Raw genomic sequence first — 18,821 nt, 5'->3', positions numbered from 1 at the left:
AGCGCCCGTTTATAATCGGGAAAGCTCGAAAAGCAGAAACCGCTTCCTCTGTTCGATAAAATGGAAAATTTGTTTTTGCTCATCTTCGAGTCGGCTGTATGTGACGGTTGTATAAGGATCATATTCAAGAAAAGGCGCGATTGTCTCATGCCAGTCTACCGCAAACCGCGAAAGCCGGCTGATTGTAAATTGGCGGTGCAAGACGTTTTTCATTAAATTGAAGTATTGGGACTGAAAAGCCGGGATGTCGAGCAGTCTCGCAGACAGTGTATTATAGCCTTTCGCCGGAATCCTGTTATGTTCCATTTCTTCCCCGTGAATATTCCATCCCCATGTCGCGTCATAATCCCATGGAATAATTTGAAACGTTTTTGTGCGATCGTTTAAATAAAGCGCATAGTTATGGACGAAGCCGTCGAAGTTTTGGGTGCAGACGGCGCCGATGAGCCATAGCAAATATTGTTTGACATCGAGATAGCGTTTGATTTCCTTTTCAAATATGTCGTCTTTGGCGGTATTAATAAAGTAGATAAATTCCTGGAGGTAATCATCGTGTCGGCTTGACCCCGTTTTTCTTTCATATCCCTGCATGAGATTTTGCTTAGCCTTTTTATCGAAGGAGCTCAGCAGAGAAAAATTAGCATCGTCATCAACGGCATAATAAATGGCCCCCCTTTCTAAATTTCTCCTCTTTAAGAAATGATCGTCAACAGATTCGATTTTTAAATAGATGCCTTCTTTTTTTTCGTTGAGATAAAGGAAAGCGTGCGATGCTGCTGGCGCAAGAACGCCGATTTGTTCAAAAAAATGAAAGGATAGCCTGTTTCTGATGAAAGACGGGTCGTGATATTCGGCGTTCAAATGAAACGCAGCTTCTTCAGCCTTTTCTTTTCTGTCCGGATATTGAATGAAATAGGACTTCTTTGTCAGTTTGCGGGTATGGGCCCCTCTGTATGACACTGCGACAGGCGTCTTTGCTGAACCGGTCAAGAGCATGCCCGGAACGGCTTCATCACTCCAGACGTCTTTTTTCAACTCAAGCAGATGCTTCGGATGAATGTGCAGCCTGAAGGCCGGCAAGGCAGTGGCACTCATCATCATTTCCTCCTTTTTCAGCTGACATATCATATGTGAAAACAGCCAGTCCCGGAAGCGGACCGCCTAAGTTTGAACAAAAACAGTCATTTGCCTCAGTACACTTGTCTTTACGGTGCGTATGATAAATCAGGACATAAAAAAGGAAGAACAGGAGGTTACAAGATGAGTGGTGTCCATGATCATGACATTAAAGAGGCGGTAGATCAGCTGAAGAGCGAAGGCAGAGACCATTATTTAGACCGGGAACCCGAAGAATCCGCCGGCTCGGGAAAAGAGCGGCGTCCGCATAACATTTGGGATCTTTGGTGGGGGATCAAGCCGGACAGAAGCAAAAAACATCATAAAAGCAAGAAGCATGACGACCATGAAAAACCGGATAAAAGCAAGCACGACAAAAGCAAGAAACCCGACAAAAGCAAGAAACCTGATGACTGCAAAAAGCCTGACAAAAGCAAGAAACCTGACGGCTGTAAAAAACCGGATAAAAGCAAAAAGCCTCACGATTGCAAAAAACGGGATAAATGCAGAAGTAAACGCCCCGATCATCATCGCTGCAAGAAGACTCACCATCATAAACGAGGCGGCTATGAAACCATTACAAAATGGTCTGACGGAAATCTGACCGAAGTCATCTACCGGAAAAAATAAGAGAAGCGGCTTACTGCATGGTGAGCCGCCATTTTCTTTTCCGGGAAGGAACGCCCGGGACTTTCGAAGCTGTTTGCTGAAAGCGAAAAGGAATTTTCGTTTTTTTAGAGAATATGTAGAATAGTTTTAAATCATACTGCGGGGGAATATTTATGAAGTTTGCGACAGCAAAGCTACACAGCCGTACATTTGTAGGGCTTGTCATGGATGAGAAGATAATGGATTTGCAAAAGGCGGAAAAAAAGCTGTTTGAGCTTGAAACGATACCTGAAACGCTTATCGAATGCGTAAGCGAGGGAGAGAAGTTTGTCCGCCATGTCGAACAGCTAGTGGAATGGTCAAAAAAGAAAAACAGCGAAGAGAGCGGTTCGTATATTTATCCGCTGTCAGACGTTGATTTGCTTGCGCCGATTCCCGAACCGCGGAAAAACGTGATCTGCATCGGAAAAAATTATCGGGATCATGCGATTGAAATGGGAAGTGAAGCAGATATTCCCGAACATATCATGGTGTTTACAAAAGCGCCGACTTCGGTTATCGGCCACATGGAAGGGATTGATGCCCACGAAGGCGTGACAGAGGCGCTCGATTATGAAGGCGAGCTCGCGGTTGTCATCGGCAAAACGGGAAAGAACATCCCGAAAGCTGAAGCCCTCGACTATGTGTTCGGCTATACGATCATCAATGATGTGACGGCGCGCGATCTGCAAAAGAGGCACAAGCAGTTTTTTATCGGCAAAAGCCTTGATACGACTTGCCCGATGGGGCCGTTTCTTGTACATAAATCAATGATTGAAGACGCAGGCGACTTGAGGGTTGAGACAAGAGTGAACGGCGAACTCCGCCAGTCGGGCAGCACAGAGGACATGATTTTTCCGATTGCGGACATGATTGAAACGCTGTCTAAAGGAATGACGCTTGAAGCGGGGGATATTATCGCAACCGGTACGCCGTCAGGAGTCGGCAAAGGCTTTAATCCGCCAAAGTTCCTCCGAAAAGGCGATCAAGTCGACATTACGATCGAACCGATCGGAACGCTTTCCAATCCAGTGAAATAAAAAACTTTTATAAAAATATGCGAGATTGCCAGGGGGCTATTTTTCGAATCAACGGCAAGTACACAGCCTGTTTTCGACATGTGTTATGGCTGCTCGCAGATTGTTTATCAATAATGATTGATGTTTGGGAGGAAAGAAATTGTTCTTTAGAAAAATGACGGAAAAGGAAAAGAAAAGTACTGAAAAAGCGACAAAAGTAGGATTTGTTTTTTATATGATTGCTTTATCGGTAAGTTCCGCATATTCATTTTTTATAGAATCAGGATTTAATATTTCATTTTTGATTTTAATGGCTGGTTTAATCGTATTTTTTACCAGTGATTTCATATTCAATAAAATCACTGGCTAAAATGAAATGGAAGACAGACAAGCCGCTCAGCCGATCTGTAAAATGATTTGAGACACTGGGTGAAATGTTATCCCTGCCTGATAAAGGAGGATCTCGAAGGAAGGTTCAGGCAGAGTTTTGGCTGAAACGCTTTCCAATCCAGTGAAATAAAGGATTGTCAAAAGATTGGCTTTAGCATATAATGAAGCTGTCAAACTTTTTAGAAATGAGGGATGTGTGATGAGAATGGATATTGTCTTTTTTGCCCAACAAACGATCATTGCACAGCCCATGTAATATTTCGACTGGTATTCTTCAAATGGATCTGGTGATATTTCCATGGGCTGTCGAAGCGGCTCATGGAGTGTTTATATGTTGAGAGAGCCGTGTATTTGCGGCTCTTTTTTTGTTTGAAAAATCATCAGATCTTTAGGAGGAAACCACATTGAATTTATCTGCATTAGGCATCAAATATATCATGGAAGCTTTAAAGGACGAGGAAGGTCTGATTTTAGGAAGGATCGCCCTTGAGCATAAAAGGTTGTACCGGGTATGGACGGAAGAGGGAGAGTGGCTGGCCGAAATCTCAGGCAGGCTGAGGTTTGAAGCGGAGAGCCGCGGAGACTACCCCGCTGTCGGCGATTGGGTGTATATGCGCCCACGCGGTGGCGAAAAGAAAGGGATGATCACGGAGGTCGTTCCCCGGTTCAGCAAATTTTCGCGCAAAGCGGCGGGGGAGCCGGCAGAGGAACAGATCACCGCAGCAAACGTCAACACGATCTTTCTCGTCAATGCGCTCGGTCTGGATTTTAATGTGAGAAGAATCGAACGCTATTTGCTGCTGGCTTGGGAAAGCGGAGCCAATCCCGTCATTGTCTTGAGCAAAGCCGACATCGCTGACCGGATTGAAGAAAAGGTGCGCCAGGCGGAATCCGTGGCATTCGGGGTGCCGATTCATGTCATCAGCGCTCATGAAGGCAATGGGATGGATGAGTTGAAAGCGTATGTGAAACAAGGAGAAACCGTCGCCCTTTTAGGGTCGTCAGGCGTTGGCAAATCAACGATCATCAACTTTTTTCTGAATGAAGACAGGCAGGTGGTCCAATCCGTCCGTGAAGATGACGACAAAGGGCGGCATACGACGACACACAGGGAAATGTTCTTGCTGCCTGAAGGCGGACTTTTAATCGATACGCCGGGGATGCGGGCATTGGAGCTTTGGGAATCGGAAGAAGGATTCAGACAGAGCTTCAGCGATATTGACCAGCTTGCAAAAAACTGCCGATTTTCAGACTGCATGCATCAAACAGAACCCGGCTGCTCCGTGCAGGAGGCGCTGGCTGACGGCAGACTCGATGCCGGCCGGTTCCAAAGCTACCTGAAATTAAAAAAAGAGCTCGAATACCTCGAAAGAAAAACGGATAAACGGGCGGCGCAGCAGGAAAAAAAGCGGTGGAAACAGATAACGAAAAGCATGAAAAAGAACAAACGCAAATAAATGAAAAAGGCGCTGATGAATGATCTCAGCGTCTTTTTTGCTGCGGAAATGACAGCGTTCACATTGTTTTGTTTAATGGACCGGTTCATGATAAGATAAGAACGATACCTGATTTGATAGGGGGAAAAATGAATATGACGCATATGCATATCACGTCTTGGGTGATCGCGCTCATTTTAGTGTTCGTTGCTTACGGACTTTACTCATCTGGAAACAGCAAAGGCGCAAAAATTACACATATGATTCTCCGCTTATTCTATATTATCGTTATCATTACCGGGGCGCAGCTCTTTTTAAAGTTCACGGCATGGAACGGAGAATACATAGCGAAGGCCTTGCTCGGCCTCATCACCATCGGATTCATGGAAATGCTTTTAATTCGCAGGAAAAACGGAAAAGCGGCCACCGGGATCTGGATCGGCTTTATTGTCGTTCTGCTCTTGACGGTTGTGCTTGGGCTCCGTCTTCCACTCGGCTTTAAAGTGTTTTAATTAAAAGACATCGGTTCTTTATGAGAACTGGTGTCTTTTTATGTCGGCGGCTTGAAGGTTGAAATCATCACGATTCGTTCCCCGTCTGAAGCGGTCCATTCGAATCTGTCCTTCCATTCCTCTTTTCGTTCGTAATGATGCTGCAGGGCGCATTGTTTCATATCATGAGAAAATTGATAAAACGAAACGCCCTTCACATCCTTTTTCCCGGGCCAAAAGCTCAAGCCGTTATAGGCGAAGACGCAGTCAAAGACGGAAAAGCCGAGGCTGTTCAGCTGATCCAAAAAAGAATAGAACTGTCCGTCTTCCAGATCGTTCAAAAATTCGAGAAATGCCTGTTTTACCGTTTTCAGATAACGGATCGATTCTCCGCCTGTCAGCTTCACGGTCTCCGGCTTTTCCGTGACGGCAAATTGATCAAACAGTTCGGCTTTTTGCCATTCTCCGTCTATGCTGATGAAAACTCCGGGACTGTTCAGGCTTTCAACCAAAAATAAATCTCCTTCTTCGTTTTCAATCAGGCAAATCCCGTCTTCCATTAAAATTTTGCCGTAAATCCATTTGCGCTTTTCGGCGTAAATTCGTTTTTGGCGTTCGGTGTCCATGGGCGGTCTCCTTTCTTATTTCGTTTTTTCCAAAACGGGCTTGTCTCATACAAGACTCTGTTGGACAATTCAACTATTATTTTAAGGTGCATAAAATAGGTAAAGTGACAAAGGAAGTGAAGCCTAAAGCAGAGGAAGAACATTAGAATTGGAGCTGATCGACAATGTGTGGAATAACGGGGTGGGTCGATTTTAAGAAGCCGCTTGTTCAGGAGCAGTCTGTCATGGAGAAAATGACTGATACGCTTTCGAACAGAGGACCTGATGATACGAATATTTGGGGAAAGCGCCATGTTTTATTCGGACATAAACGCTTGGCAGTTGTGGATCTGGAAGGCGGCAGACAGCCGATGACCCGCACACACCAAGGGTACGATTATACGATTTGCTATAACGGCGAACTCTATAATACGGAGGATTTGCGGAAAGAGCTTAGGCAGCGGGGGCATCAATTCAAGAGCCACTCAGATACAGAGGTTTTGCTTCATTCATACATGGAATGGAAAGAGGAATGCATCGACAGGCTGAACGGAATTTTTGCATTTACGGTATGGGATGAAAAGCGCGATCTTCTTTTTGCGGCACGCGACAGGCTCGGCGTTAAACCGTTCTTTTACACCGAACAGGGCTCATCATTTCTGTTCGGATCTGAAATCAAAGCGATTCTCGCTCACCCGGAAGTGAAAGCAAAGGTCGACCGTTCAGGGCTGGCCGAAATTTTCGGCCTCGGGCCGTCGCGATCGCCGGGGAGCGGTGTTTTTAAAGGAATAAAAGAGATCCGCCCGGGGCATGCGATGATTTTCTCAAAAGACGGTTTAACGGTTTGGCGCTACTGGAATGTGAAAAGCGAGAAGCATACCGACAGCTTTGACGAAACGGTGGAAAATGTGCGGTCGCTGTTTCAGGACGCCGTCACAAGGCAGCTTGTGTCTGATGTGCCGGTTTGCACGTTTTTATCAGGAGGGGTTGATTCGAGCGCCATTACCGCAACGGCCGCCAAGCATTTTGAGGAAGAAGGGAAGGGGCCGCTTCATACGTTTTCGATCGATTATGAAGACAATGAACAATATTTTACGTCAAGTTCATTTCAGCCAAACGCCGACGGCCCGTGGATTAAAAAAATGTCCGATGCATTCGCAACGGTTCACCACAACTGCGTGATTTCCCAAGAGGAGCTGGCCGCTTATTTGGAAGAAGCCGTACTGGTCCGTGATTTGCCGGGGATGGCTGATGTCGATTCTTCTTTGCTGTGGTTTTGCCGCGAGATTAAAAAGGACTTTGTCGTAAGTCTTTCCGGGGAATGCGCGGACGAAATTTTCGGCGGCTATCCTTGGTTCCATTCGGCAGAAGATGTGAAAGGTTTCCCATGGATGAGATCAATGGAAGAACGGATCGCACTTCTGCAGGACGGCTGGCAGAAAAAACTGAACCTCGGCGAATATGTGAAGGCGAAATACGAGGAAACGGTTAAAGAAACACCGCTGCTTGAAGGAGAAACGGGTGCGGAGAAACGAAGGAGAGAGCTGTTTTACTTAAATATGCTCTGGTTTATGACAACGCTCTTGGATCGAAAAGACAGAATGAGCATGGGGGCGAGCCTCGAAGTCAGGGTTCCGTTTGCGGACCACAGGCTTGTCGAGTATGTCTGGAATATTCCGTGGGATGTCAAAATGCATGGCAGCCGTGAAAAAGGCATCTTTCGCAAGGCTCTTGAAGGCATTTTGCCTGATGAAGTGCTGTATCGCAAAAAAAGTCCATATCCGAAAACGCACCACCCCGCTTATACGAAGGCCGTCATTCGTTGGCTGGAGTCATTGCTGGAGCAAAAAGACTCGGCGCTTTATGTTTTCTTAGACAAGAAAAAACTGGAGCGGCTGATTGAGACGGAGGGCGCATCATTTCAAGTTCCCTGGTACGGACAATTGATGAAGGGACCGCAGTTGATCGCACACCTTGCCCAAATCCATACTTGGTTTGAGAATTATCGAATTGATATTGAGGAATAACATAAAACACCCGGCATAAGCCGGGTGTTCTGCGTTTTGGCAAAAGAAACGGCGGCGTTATTTGAACACCGCCGCTGATTTCAATGATCGGCAGACTGGATGGAAGAGAGTCAAACCTGTTCTGTTTTGGAAGACGGTCCCGGCTTTAAATTGTTGAGCCGTGAGACAAGATCGGTTCCGAAAGCGGAGCTGACGTCAACATCGCCCTGTTCGATGTAGCTTTCTTTATACTCGTACGCCGAAGAACCGTGTTCGGCATAATCGAGTCCGGATATTTCCTCTTCTTTTGATACCCGGATCGGAGTGAAAGCTTTCATTACTGCAGTGACAGCCGATGTAGCAGCGAGGGTCCAGGCTGCGATCGCCAAAATGCCGACGGCTTGAATGCCGAGCTGTGCGGCTCCTCCTCCGTAAAAGAGACCGCTCGATGTATTGAAAAGCCCGACTGCAAGCGTCCCCCAAACACCGCAAACACCGTGAACGGCAATGGCGCCGACGGGATCGTCAAGTTTCAGCACCTGATCGATAAACTGAACGCCGACAACTAAAATGACACCTGCGATGCATCCGATTAATATCGCGCCTGTAAATGAAACGCCGTCCGCGCCCGCGGTAATTCCGACAAGGCCGCCAAGCGCGCCGTTCAGCGTCAGGGAAGGGTCGATCCTGCCGTAGCGGAAATAAGTGAACAGCGCCGAGCTGACGACTCCGCCCGACGCGGCTAAAAGGGTTGTGGTGATGACATGCGGGACGGCGGCGGGATCAGCCGCAAGCGTGCTTCCGCCGTTGAACCCAAACCAGCCGAACCACAGGATAAAGACGCCGAGTGCGCCCAGCGGAATGCTGTGTCCTGGAATGGCATTGACCTTTCCGTTTGCATATTTTCCAATCCGCGGCCCGAGAAAGATGACAGCCGCAACCGCGCCCGCAGCACCTGTCATGTGAACGATCGCAGATCCGGCAAAATCAACAAATCCGAGGTCATACAGCCAGCCTTCCCCCCAAGTCCAATGGCCGACAACCGGGTAGATGAGACCGGTCATAAACAGCGTCAAAATCATATAGCTGCCAAGCTTCATCCGTTCAGCGACAGCGCCGGAAATAATGGTCGCGCACGTAGCGGCAAACACGGCCTGAAAGACGAAAAATCCGACATCCTGATCACCTGCTAAAGCAAAACCGCTTGTGCCGATGAACCCGCCGGCGCTGTCCCCGAACATCAACGCGTATCCGGCGAAGAAATAAAGGATGGAGCCGATAGAGACCGTCAGAAAGTTTTTCATTAAAATGTTTAACGTGTTTTTAGCTCTCGTAAAGCCAGATTCAACCATCGCGAAACCGGCGTGCATAAAAAAGACGAGCAGAGTGCCGATGGCCACCCATGTCATGTTGACCGAATCATTGACCGATTGCGCCGTCGGTTCGGCGGCCAGAGCTGATGCTGCGAGGAAAAAACTGAGGAACAGGACGAAAGATACCTTGGTTTTCATAAGAATCATCCTTTCTTAAAGTATCGGCAAAAAGAGGCGGGATGGAGCCGGTCGTTTTACACAATCGCTTCTTTTCCGGATTCCCCTGTCCGGATTCGAACCGCATTTTCAATCGGGAGCACAAAGATTTTTCCGTCGCCAACCGTATTTGTCGAACATGTGCTTTCGATGATTTGGATAATTTCATCAACGCTCTCCGATTCAATCACCATTTCGACTTTCACTTTAGGCAGCAGCTTGATTTCGTAGGAGGTGCCGCGAAACAAAGCCTGTTTCCCGCGCTGTTGCCCGCAGCCGGCAACCTCTGAGACCGTTAATCCGTTTATGCCAACCTCTTCAAGCTTTTTGCGGAGGCGGGGAAACTGTTCAGGGCGTATAATCGTTTCGATTTTTTTCACAATGTAAATCCTCCTTTTGGTGTAAGGTTTTATTACGTGTATTGTTATGTTTATTATCATACGTAATATCAAATTGAAAATCAATACGAATTTTTAAAAAAATTAATCTATTAGACCTATTATCAGAGAGGTCTGTATTCACAGAATGAAATCCTTGTGATGTTTTATAACATGAAAAAACCTGCTTTCAGTTGAAAGCAGGTTATGCCGCAAAGCCTTTTTGTAGCCACATTTTAGATCTCCATCTTCTGTACATCAAAATTCCCCTGACCCACTCGTCGGCGATGAAGGAAAACCATATTCCCGCCAGGCCGAATCCGAGCTGAATGCCGAAAATATAAGCGATCGGAAGGCCGATTCCCCACATTGAGACAATCGCCATATAAACCGGATATTTCGCGTCTCCAGCAGCTCTGAGAGAATTAATGATGACCACGTTAAACGAGCGGCCAGGCTCCAGGATAATCGTCAAAAGGATCAGTATACTGGCCGTTGCGATAATATCGGGATTGCTGCTGAAAATGCCGATCAGCTGTTTGGAAAACACAGCGAAGAGAACGGAAGTAAATGTTGTAATGGCCAGAGCCCACCAGAGGCTCTTCAGACAGCGGCTGTACGCTTCATCAAATTGTTTCGCGCCGATATGGCGTCCGATTAAGATTTGCGTTCCCTGGCTGATCGCTGTGCCGAAAAGCATGATGAACATCATCAAATTTTGGGTATAGACCTTTGTTGTCAGCGCCTGCGCGCCCATCAGCGTGATAAAATAGGTGACAATCATCTGTGACGCGTTATACGAAAGCTGCTCCCCTGCTGAAGGTATCCCGATTTTCAGCAGTTTTTTCAGATGGCTTTTCTTTAAGACAAACAGCCGTTTGGACAACATCGGCATGCCGACGCGCTTTTTGACGAGCAGAGCGATCGCGAACAGGCCGATGATGCGCGCGATCGAAGTGGACATTGCTACGCCGGCCACGCCTAAAACCGGAAAGCCGAACGGCCCGAATATGACAAGATAGTTGCCGGCGATGTTCAGGATATTCATGCCGATGGTTACAACCATTGTGTCCTTTGTATGCCCGTAGCTTTTCAAAATGGCGCTGAACGTCATAATGAGCGCTTGAATAAAGGACAGTCCGCCGACGATCTGGAGAAAGATGCCGGCCTCGGCCAGCAGGTTGGCGGACAGGCCCATCATCAATAAAAGCGGTTTGGCAAATATATAAATCACCGCGCTGATGAATAGACTGATGATAAAATTGGCGCTGATGGAAACATAGCCGACTTCCATCGCTTCGGCTTTTTGCCGCGCTCCTAAAAATTGAGAAATAATAACGGTTGTTCCTGTGGCGATAAAACCGAACATCACAATGATCAAGTTCAGCATTTGGTTGCTGACGCCGACGGCTGCCACGCTCTCATCGGAATATTGGCTGAGCATCAGGGTATCTGCGTTGCCCATTAACATATATAATGAAACCTCGATAAATATAGGCCAGGTCAATGCGAATAAAGAGAGGTTTTGAGGTGCTGTTTTTTTCATGGCGTTTGACCCCTTTCTTTTAAAAAATCCGTTTTATAGTGTAACGCCATTTTCTTATAATAAGAAGAGACGAAACCGATACTTCTTGGAGAAATACGACTTGATGAAAAGGGGAGAGAACATGGAACATATCATCTTTACAATTCCGCCGCTCCCTGTGTTGATTACCGGCGGAGAAGGACTGTTCAAAAAAGGGGAAAAGCATGTGAGGCGTGAATATTCCGTGTTTGATCTCTTATATGTAATACAGGGGGAACTATTTTTGACTGAGGACGGCGACCCCCATCAGATCCGGGAAGGGGAATATATCATCCTTGTACCGGGGCTTGAGCATTATGGACACCAAGGCTGTCAAGACGATACCCGCTATTTTTGGCTGCACTTTCAGGAGCCGTCTTATGGCTTTGCACAGCAGGGAGGTGAGAACTGGACCGAGCTCAAGCTGAAGAAGGGGACGTTTGAAACGCCGACATTATATCATTTAAAGATTCCGAGAAAGGGAAAGATCGACCAAAAAGCGTTTATTGAACAGCAGTTTAGACGTTTGATTGACGATTCTGCCCAAAATTCCGACCTGCCTCTTCGGAAGCAGCTCTTGTTCGAAGAGCTGCTGATTCACCTGCAGAAGGAGGCGTTCCACATTCCTTCGGCGAGTGAGCGTGTGGCATCTGAAGTGCAGCATTACATCGACCGCCACTATAAGGAGAAGCTCAGCATGGAGCAGCTCTCGGCTGCCCTTCACTATCACCAGGACTACATTACCCGCTGCATGCAAAAGGCGTTCGGCATCACACCGGGCCAATACGCCAATAAGGCGAAGGTTTTTGAAGCGAAGCGGCTCCTTTCTTCGACAAACGACAAAATGTCATCGATTGCCGAACAAGTCGGAATCGATGATCCGACTTATTTCTCAAAGCTGTTTAAACAAATAGAAGGGATTTCGCCTGTTGAATACAGAAAGATGATGAAGAGAAATATTGAGTGATATTTTCAAAGCATAGGAGGAGAAAAGTTTGGCATCCATCAATGGTGAAAAAGTAAAGCTGCGCACGATCACAATGGATGACCTGCCCGGATTATGGAGAATGATTTACGGAACCCGAAACCCTGAATGGAAAAAATGGGATGCCCCTTATTTTCCGCTTCAGCCCGAACCGTTTCAATATTTTCTCGACTCTTTTGTGCCGGCTTTAAAAGAAAAACCGCCGCGCTATTTGGCGATTGAGATCGAAGGAGAGCTGAAAGGAACCGTTTCTTACTATTGGGAGTGCCGGCCGACACGCTGGCTGGAATGCGGGATCGGCATCTATGATCCGCGGTTCTGGAACGGAGGTTACGGCACGGAAGCCGTAGAATTATGGGTCGGCTTCCTATTTGAAAACGTCGATGTGCCGAGAATCGGAATGACGACGTGGTCCGGCAACAGGCGGATGATGAGGTGCGCCGAAAAAGCGGGGTTTAAGATGGAAGGCCGGATTCGCAAAGTCAGATATTATGACGGAGTCTATTATGATTCAATCAGATACGGAATATTGCGGGAGGAGTGGGAGCTGATTTGCGGCGGTAGCTGACACGCTCTATAATGTAATATTAGATATCTTTCATCAGCGGACTAGAGGGGACCAAAATGAAAAAAACCATTTATGATGTAGCGGAAGCGGCAGGCGTTTCGATTTCCACGGTTTCCCGGGTGATCAACAATACCGGGAGAATCAGCAGGTCGACAAGGCAAAGAGTGCATGCCGTCATGAAAGAACTCGATTATCAGCCGAATGTTCACGCTTCTGCGCTTACCGGAAAGCGCACGAACATTATCGGCCTGTTGACGCCCGATATTGCAAACCCTTTTTTCGGAGAGCTTGCCAAAAGCGTTGAAGAGCGGGCGGGCGAGCTTGGATTCAGCATGATGATATGCAGTACCGACCGCGATCCGAAAAAGGAGGCAACGTATTTCTCGGTGCTCAAGCAAAAAAGCGTCGACGGCATCATTTTTGCGACCGGCATCGAAAATCAGGAGAGCATGGATGCGCTCGAGGATATTGCAAAAGAGGGCATACCGCTCGTGATGATTTCTCAGGACCGCGCCCTTGTTCCGCTGGATGTCGTGGTCATCGACGATTTTATGGGCGGATACTTAGCGACGCGGCATTTAATTTCGCTCGGCCATAAGACAATCGCCTGCATCGCCGGCGACGGATCGACAACCGGAGAAAAAGACAGGCTGAAAGGCTTCCAAAAAGCGATGGATGAAGCCGGCATCAAAGTGAATGAATCGCTCATCGCCGGTACCGGTTTTTCCCTGGAATGCGGCAAAAAAGCAGCCGCTCAGATTTTCGAAAGCAACATTCCGACCGCCGTTTTCGCCATGAATGATGTGCTTGCGTGCGGAGTCATTCAGACTGCAAGGGAATGGGGGCTCCAAGTTCCAACGGATTTATCTGTCATCGGCTTTGATAATACGTTTTTAGCCGAAATGACCGATCCGCCGCTTACGACAGTGTCGCAGCCGATTGAAGAAATGGGCCGCCGTGCGGCCGAGCTGCTGGCCGAAGAAATCAGCGGCGAGAAAAGTTCGAAAAACAAAATCATTCTCATGCCTGAACTTGTCGTCAGACAGTCGACGGCACCTCCATTTAAAAAAGATGCACATGCAGAAAAGAGCGGGTTTTGATAGAAAAAAACGCTCTTTTTTTAAAAAATAAGAGCAAGCGCTTGCTCTCGTTAAATCCTAAAAAGCATTGCGGATAAAATAAATACAGGGTAAAATCAAAATTGAAATGAGCAAGCGCTTTCTCTAATTAATAAAGCGCTTTCAATATGTAAGAAGGGAGAGAAGAAAATGACAGAACGAGTGAGATGCGCCGTATTAGGGCGCGGAAGGCTCGGCTATTACCATGCGAAAAACCTCAAAACCGAGGTGCCCGGGGTCCTGCTCGCCGCTGTGGCCGATCCGACAGAGGGGAGGGCGAGGGAGATTGCCGCTGAACTGGGTGTTGAAAAGTGGTTTGAAGATCCGTTTGAATGTCTCCACGATCCAGAAATTGATGCCGTCGTCATCGTTACACCGACATCTACCCATGCCGAAGTGATCAAACAGGCGGCCGAATGAGGCAAACAGATTTTCGTCGAGAAGCCGCTGACATTAAATCTTGAAGAATCGATTGAAGTCATTGCTAAAGTCAAAGAAACGGGCGTGATTTGCCAGGTGGGGTTTATGAGGCGGTTTGATCCTGCTTATGCGGATGCCAAAAGGAGGATCGATGCCGGAGAGATCGGCAAACCGATCTATTATAAAGGGTTTACGCGCGATTTTGGCTCTCCTCCGGCCGAATTCATTAAAAAAAGCGGCGGTATTTTTGTCGATTGTTCGATTCACAATTATGATATCGCGCGTTATTAATGGGGGCTGAAATTACTGCTGTTTCCGGCCACGGAAGAGTTTTGAAGCACGCGTTCATGCCGGGGTGCCATGATGTCGATCAAGCGCTCACCTATATGGAGTTTGATTCGGGGGCGGCGGGTGATGCGGAAGCAAGCCGCAATTCGTCTTACGGCCACGATATACGCGCCGAAATTATCGGGACGGACGGCTGCATCTCCATCGGGGCGCTGCGGAACCCGGCGGTTACCGTGCGGACCGGGCAGGGGAGCAGCTATAATATCATTCCGGATTTCCAGGCGAGGTTCCATGAAGCGTACTGCTTAGAGATGCAGCACTTTGCCAAGTGTGTTCGCAACAAAACGAAACCGATTGTGACTGAAGTGGATGCGGCAGTCAATCTGGAAATCGCGCTTGCGGCCACAGAATCCTGGTCAACAGGCAAGACCGTCAAGATTCAGTATCAGACGAAACAGCTTACGGTATGAAACGGGGCTCATAAACGGGCTGTGATAAAGACAAAGTATGCCGGAGATCATCCTGCGGTCAATAGGATCAACAGAAAGAAGGGCGGAAGAAAGCATTTCTCCGCCCGATGCCGCTTTCTCTCAGCGTATTCAATCAACTGTATGTCCCTTATTGCACATTCACATTCGGTCTCAGACTCACCTGATAGTCCACCTCGACATCCATCTTCTCCCACCGATTCAGCCACGCTTTGTCGCTCATCGGCTTCGTAAACGGAAAAAGCGCTTCACCGCCGACTTCAAGCGGATCAACCCGAATGTTTTGCATGTCCTTTATCATGTCCGCTGTTTTCTTTTCCAATTCGGATTCCACATCATGGACAAGTGCGCTGAACTCGCTTTGATCCTGCAGGTTTTTGTCGCCTGTGTATTCTTCAATGCCCGCGTTTATGCTGACTTTCATTGATAAAGCTGTATTGTTTTGATTCAAGTCAAATGTGACGGTTGAGCGGGCTTGGCCGATTATGATTGACAAGTTGGGAATCGTGAGGAACTTCAGATATCTGTTATTGTTGAGCAGCTGAAAAATTTGATCGTCTATGCCGGTCAGTGTCTTCAAGAATTTGTCGTTTCGGAAAATTCCTGTTCCTTCATATGTGAACTGGTTACCATCGGTTCTGAAAACAGGTACGTAAGGATCTGAATAGTGGGTGTACAGCTGGTTTTTGAATTGATGCAGGTTAACGATGCTCATTTCACCCTGGTTGGCTCTTTCAAAATGCCTTAACGTCTGATAAAGATAAAAGTCAAAATTTTCGCTTTGCTTCAATTCGTTCAGTATATATTTGTCAAAATCGCCGTTGACGACGATGAGATAAAGGCGAGGGCCGATTTTCGGGTCTGACAGAAGCGTGTTGATAATCGGAAGTATGCCTTTTTCAGCGAGATTTTCTTCGATCATCACCATTCTCAGCTGCCCGTTTTTCAGCTCGTTGTAATAATTTAAATTAAATCGCTTGCCGACTTGTTTGATCATATTGACTTCGGTGCTGAACAGCCGCTTCTTTTCAAGGCCCACCGGAGGGACGGTGGTGCTCATTGAGATCTTTCCTTTTTTTCCTTCTTTGATATACCAAAAGGTAACCGGTGAGATTTCTTCAATCTCATTGTTTTCAACAAATGGAGAGCAGCCCTCAATCGTCATGAAAATCACAAGTGCGATACAGCCGTTTAATATGAGGCGTTTCCCGTTGATCATTGCATGCGCCCCTTTCGTTTTCCGGCAATGACAAGAATAGCCGGAATCAATGCGTAAGTGACGGCTCCGATGGATACTTCGATCAAAAACCACATATCTTGCTGCTTTCCGGATTGCCAAAACCAGGTGCTTAACATGAGCGAACATCCCATGAGCAATAGGAAGCTGAACAGAAATCCTCTTCGCGTCACAGGCTTGGCCGTTCTTTTAAACAAAATGCGGAGGCCTCCGTAAAAGCAGAGTAAAAAAATCGCGATTACAAACGCAAAATGAAACATATGGGCAGACAGTAGAAACGTATCGATCCGCTCCAAAATCGGCGACTGCAAATAGCGGAGCATGTTTATCACCGGAAAAATGGTTTCCAGCAAATAAGAGGAGCCGTAGAAAAATAATGCACCGATAAACAAAAACAAATATTCGAAGAGTGAAATCGCATTACCGACCGATAAACATTTCAGCACATTAGCTTCCTTGCTGAACCATGGAGCCAGACAAATCAAATACTCGGGACTGGAAAAAGAAGACCACATGACGAGCAGCGCCTTCCAAGAATGTTCAGTCCAGTCAAAAGGAATCAACGGGTATAAATCGGTCAAGGAAGCGATCGGGGGGATATAAAACCTGATAAAAATGAACACGATCCAAAATGATGACATAAAGGCAATGATGACAAATCGCATCGTATTTTCCATGCCGCGGGAGGCCGCATATCCGCTGATCACCAGAATCAAGATCACAAGCCAGTTGATATTGATGGCGGGAAAGATGAAGTGTCTTACCGTTTCGGCGTAGCTTGTGATCATGATCGCGATCTTTAACGCGAGCTGAATTAAGCCGATCAGGATAAAAAAGCGCAGCTTGCGTTCGCCGAAGAGAGCGGCAAAGCCTTCATAGCCTTTTGCGGCCGCTGGAGAAGACAGCCATTTGGACAACAGGTACAAGTTGAACTGTGACAGCATTCCGACAGCGAGCATAACGAACATCATGTAAGGGTGAACCAGATACATCGGCAGAACCAAGATGAAAAAAAGAACTTGCATACGGTTGGCGATGAGGGCGATGTAAATTCCGCCGAGAGGCCGTGTCTTGTGGAATAATTGAAAAGAACTCAAGCCGCTTCATCTCCTTTTAACGTACCGCCATTTTTGCAAGGTATGCAGATATTCGGGGCGCTTTTTCAGCCAGATCAAAGGACTTCGTATAAAAAGATCGAGCCAATCGCGCCAATATAACGGAGTAATCGGCGCAAAATAAGGCTGCTTGAGAGAAGTAAGCCCGTTCAAATGAACAAACAGTCCGATCATTCCGAAGATCAATCCGAAAAAACCGAGGCAGGCGGAGAACAAGAGCATCGTAAAATGAATCAAAGTGTGCCCTTTAGCTACGATGTAGTTAGGCACCAAAAATGACGCGACCGTTGAGATGCCGACCAAAACGATCAGTACTTTGCTGACAAAGCCCGCCTGCACCGCCGCTTCTCCAATCACAATCCCTGAGATAACCCCTAATGTTGAACTTGATTTTGTCGGCATCCGCACGCTGGCTTCCTTAATAATTTCAATGACGAGTAGCATAAGAACCGCTTCCCAAAACGGGGTGAACGGCACTTTGCTCCTTGATTCGATCAGCACATAAAGGATCTGGAGCGGAAACATATGATAATGATGAGTCGACAAAGCCACATAAAAAGGGATGAGCAAAATAGATAGAAAAAAACTGGCGTAGCGCAGCATTCTAAAAAAGCTGGCAACCGGCCAGCGCGTCGTATAATCTTCAGCGGAGTGAAAAAGGTGAAAAAACGTGATCGGTGCATGTAATACAAACGGCGTCTGATCGACCAAAATGGCGACTTTGCCAATGCTTAAATTGTATGCGGAAATGTCGGGACGCTCGGTCTGCTGGAACTGCGGAAAAATCGAATGATGATGATCTTCAATCAATTCAGTGAGCTGTGCGGAATCGAAGATCATGTCAAAATCGGTTTCCGCGATTTTTTTTCTGGCTTCCTCAATCAATTCCGGATTGGTTAATCCGGCAATATAAACGATAACAACAGATGTTTTGCTGAGCGAACAGACCGTCAGCCTTTCCGCTTTTAAATTGGTTAAAGGCAGCCTGCGCCGCAGCAAAGAAAGATTGACGTCGAGCTGCTCGGTAAAACTGTCTTTCGGACCGTACATCACCGTTTCGGTTTGAGACGGTTCGATCTGCCGGCCGACCCGATTTTCAATGGGAATGGCAAACCACTGCTGCCTGTCCGGATCATGGATGATGATCGAACCGGACATCAGCCACTCCTTTGCGGTTTCTAAAGATACGATCGGTTCAACGTGCAAAACAAAGGTTTTTAAACAGCGATATATTGACTCTTCTTCGGCGCTCATGATCAGAGGCCTGATGATCGACTGTTGCAGCATGACCCGATCAATGATGGTATGTAAATAGTAAAATACTGCTTTTTGTCCGCCTTTTGTTTCATGCTCTTCGATCACCGCGTTACCGGATGTCCTTATTGTGCTCGCTGCTTCTCAGGTTTATGCGGACAGAAGCC

The 18,821-nt window shown here is 47.1% G+C and carries 17 protein-coding genes and 1 pseudogene; 10 read left to right on the top strand and 8 right to left on the bottom strand.

Going from position 1 to position 18,821, the window contains the following annotated elements; genetic code table 11:
* Positions 1–9: 9 nt before the first annotated feature.
* Positions 10–1,095, bottom strand: a complete 1,086-nt coding sequence (locus ACH97_RS10255; RefSeq protein WP_048350692.1) for a CotH kinase family protein — start codon at positions 1,093–1,095, stop codon at positions 10–12.
* A gap of 165 nt (positions 1,096–1,260) precedes the next feature.
* On the opposite strand from ACH97_RS10255, the gene ACH97_RS10250 reads away from it, so the two are divergent.
* The 5 genes from ACH97_RS10250 to ACH97_RS10230 all read left to right on the top strand — a co-directional run bounded on the left by ACH97_RS10250 (position 1,261) and on the right by ACH97_RS10230 (position 5,121).
* The gene (locus tag ACH97_RS10250) at positions 1,261–1,746 is read left to right on the top strand and encodes a CotG/ExsB N-terminal domain-containing protein (protein WP_048350691.1); all 486 of its coding nucleotides are present in this window, start codon (positions 1,261–1,263) and stop codon (positions 1,744–1,746) included.
* A 152-nt stretch (positions 1,747–1,898) separates the two neighbouring features.
* Entirely contained in the window at positions 1,899–2,804 is a 906-nt protein-coding gene (locus ACH97_RS10245) for a fumarylacetoacetate hydrolase family protein (RefSeq protein WP_020450879.1), read from the top strand.
* 139 nt (positions 2,805–2,943) lie between these two features.
* Complete coding sequence (locus ACH97_RS10240) at positions 2,944–3,153, top strand: hypothetical protein (RefSeq protein ID WP_020450880.1); 210 nt, start codon at positions 2,944–2,946, stop codon at positions 3,151–3,153.
* Between the two features lie 424 nt (positions 3,154–3,577).
* The gene (gene rsgA / locus ACH97_RS10235) at positions 3,578–4,630 is read left to right on the top strand and encodes a ribosome small subunit-dependent GTPase A (protein WP_020450882.1); all 1,053 of its coding nucleotides are present in this window, start codon (positions 3,578–3,580) and stop codon (positions 4,628–4,630) included.
* 134 nt (positions 4,631–4,764) lie between these two features.
* Positions 4,765–5,121: a YisL family protein gene (locus ACH97_RS10230; protein ID WP_011197750.1), complete on the top strand. Its 357-nt coding sequence runs from the start codon at positions 4,765–4,767 to the stop codon at positions 5,119–5,121.
* Between the two features lie 38 nt (positions 5,122–5,159).
* Here the strand turns inward: ACH97_RS10230 and ACH97_RS10225 are convergent, their stop codons facing one another.
* Positions 5,160–5,726 (bottom strand): DUF2777 domain-containing protein, encoded by a 567-nt coding sequence (locus tag ACH97_RS10225; RefSeq protein ID WP_020450883.1) that lies wholly within the window; start codon positions 5,724–5,726, stop codon positions 5,160–5,162.
* A gap of 164 nt (positions 5,727–5,890) precedes the next feature.
* Between ACH97_RS10225 and asnB the strand changes: the two genes are divergently transcribed.
* Positions 5,891–7,732, top strand: a complete 1,842-nt coding sequence (asnB, locus tag ACH97_RS10220; RefSeq protein WP_020450884.1) for an asparagine synthase (glutamine-hydrolyzing) — start codon at positions 5,891–5,893, stop codon at positions 7,730–7,732.
* A gap of 110 nt (positions 7,733–7,842) precedes the next feature.
* Here asnB and ACH97_RS10215 read toward each other — a convergent pair whose 3' ends face one another.
* From ACH97_RS10215 to ACH97_RS10205, 3 genes are all read right to left on the bottom strand, one after another.
* Entirely contained in the window at positions 7,843–9,222 is a 1,380-nt protein-coding gene (locus tag ACH97_RS10215) for an ammonium transporter (RefSeq protein WP_020450885.1), read from the bottom strand.
* 56 nt (positions 9,223–9,278) lie between these two features.
* On the bottom strand, positions 9,279–9,620 hold the full coding sequence (locus ACH97_RS10210) for a P-II family nitrogen regulator (protein WP_020450886.1): 342 nt from the start codon (positions 9,618–9,620) through the stop codon (positions 9,279–9,281).
* Between the two features lie 202 nt (positions 9,621–9,822).
* Complete coding sequence (locus tag ACH97_RS10205) at positions 9,823–11,163, bottom strand: MATE family efflux transporter (RefSeq protein ID WP_020450887.1); 1,341 nt, start codon at positions 11,161–11,163, stop codon at positions 9,823–9,825.
* Positions 11,164–11,284: 121 nt separating this feature from the next.
* On the opposite strand from ACH97_RS10205, the gene ACH97_RS10200 reads away from it, so the two are divergent.
* From ACH97_RS10200 to iolX, 4 genes and pseudogenes are all read left to right on the top strand, one after another.
* On the top strand, positions 11,285–12,148 hold the full coding sequence (locus tag ACH97_RS10200; protein WP_041817179.1) for a helix-turn-helix transcriptional regulator: 864 nt from the start codon (positions 11,285–11,287) through the stop codon (positions 12,146–12,148).
* A gap of 28 nt (positions 12,149–12,176) precedes the next feature.
* Positions 12,177–12,734, top strand: a complete 558-nt coding sequence (locus tag ACH97_RS10195) for a GNAT family N-acetyltransferase (protein ID WP_020450889.1) — start codon at positions 12,177–12,179, stop codon at positions 12,732–12,734.
* A gap of 56 nt (positions 12,735–12,790) precedes the next feature.
* Positions 12,791–13,834, top strand: coding sequence for a LacI family DNA-binding transcriptional regulator (locus ACH97_RS10190; protein WP_048350081.1), 1,044 nt, complete (start codon positions 12,791–12,793; stop codon positions 13,832–13,834).
* A gap of 168 nt (positions 13,835–14,002) precedes the next feature.
* Positions 14,003–15,030 (top strand): annotated as a pseudogene (gene iolX, locus ACH97_RS10185) (scyllo-inositol 2-dehydrogenase).
* Between the two features lie 148 nt (positions 15,031–15,178).
* Here iolX and ACH97_RS10180 read toward each other — a convergent pair.
* From ACH97_RS10180 to ACH97_RS10170, 3 genes are read right to left on the bottom strand one after another with little or no spacing between them, the layout of a single operon-like run.
* Complete coding sequence (locus ACH97_RS10180) at positions 15,179–16,267, bottom strand: Ger(x)C family spore germination protein (RefSeq protein ID WP_020450892.1); 1,089 nt, start codon at positions 16,265–16,267, stop codon at positions 15,179–15,181.
* Positions 16,264–17,382 (bottom strand): GerAB/ArcD/ProY family transporter, encoded by a 1,119-nt coding sequence (locus ACH97_RS10175; protein ID WP_020450893.1) that lies wholly within the window; start codon positions 17,380–17,382, stop codon positions 16,264–16,266. The genes ACH97_RS10180 and ACH97_RS10175 overlap by 4 nt, the downstream gene beginning before the upstream one ends.
* Positions 17,383–17,388: 6 nt before the next feature.
* A complete protein-coding gene (locus ACH97_RS10170; protein WP_044803152.1) occupies positions 17,389–18,783 on the bottom strand; it encodes a spore germination protein in 1,395 nt (464 codons plus the stop codon).
* Between the last annotated feature and the right edge of the window lie 38 nt (positions 18,784–18,821).

The sequence above is a fragment of the Bacillus paralicheniformis genome (genome assembly GCF_001042485.2).
Taxonomy (GTDB): domain Bacteria; phylum Bacillota; class Bacilli; order Bacillales; family Bacillaceae; genus Bacillus; species Bacillus paralicheniformis.
This window is presented reverse-complemented; position numbering and strand designations above follow the sequence as displayed.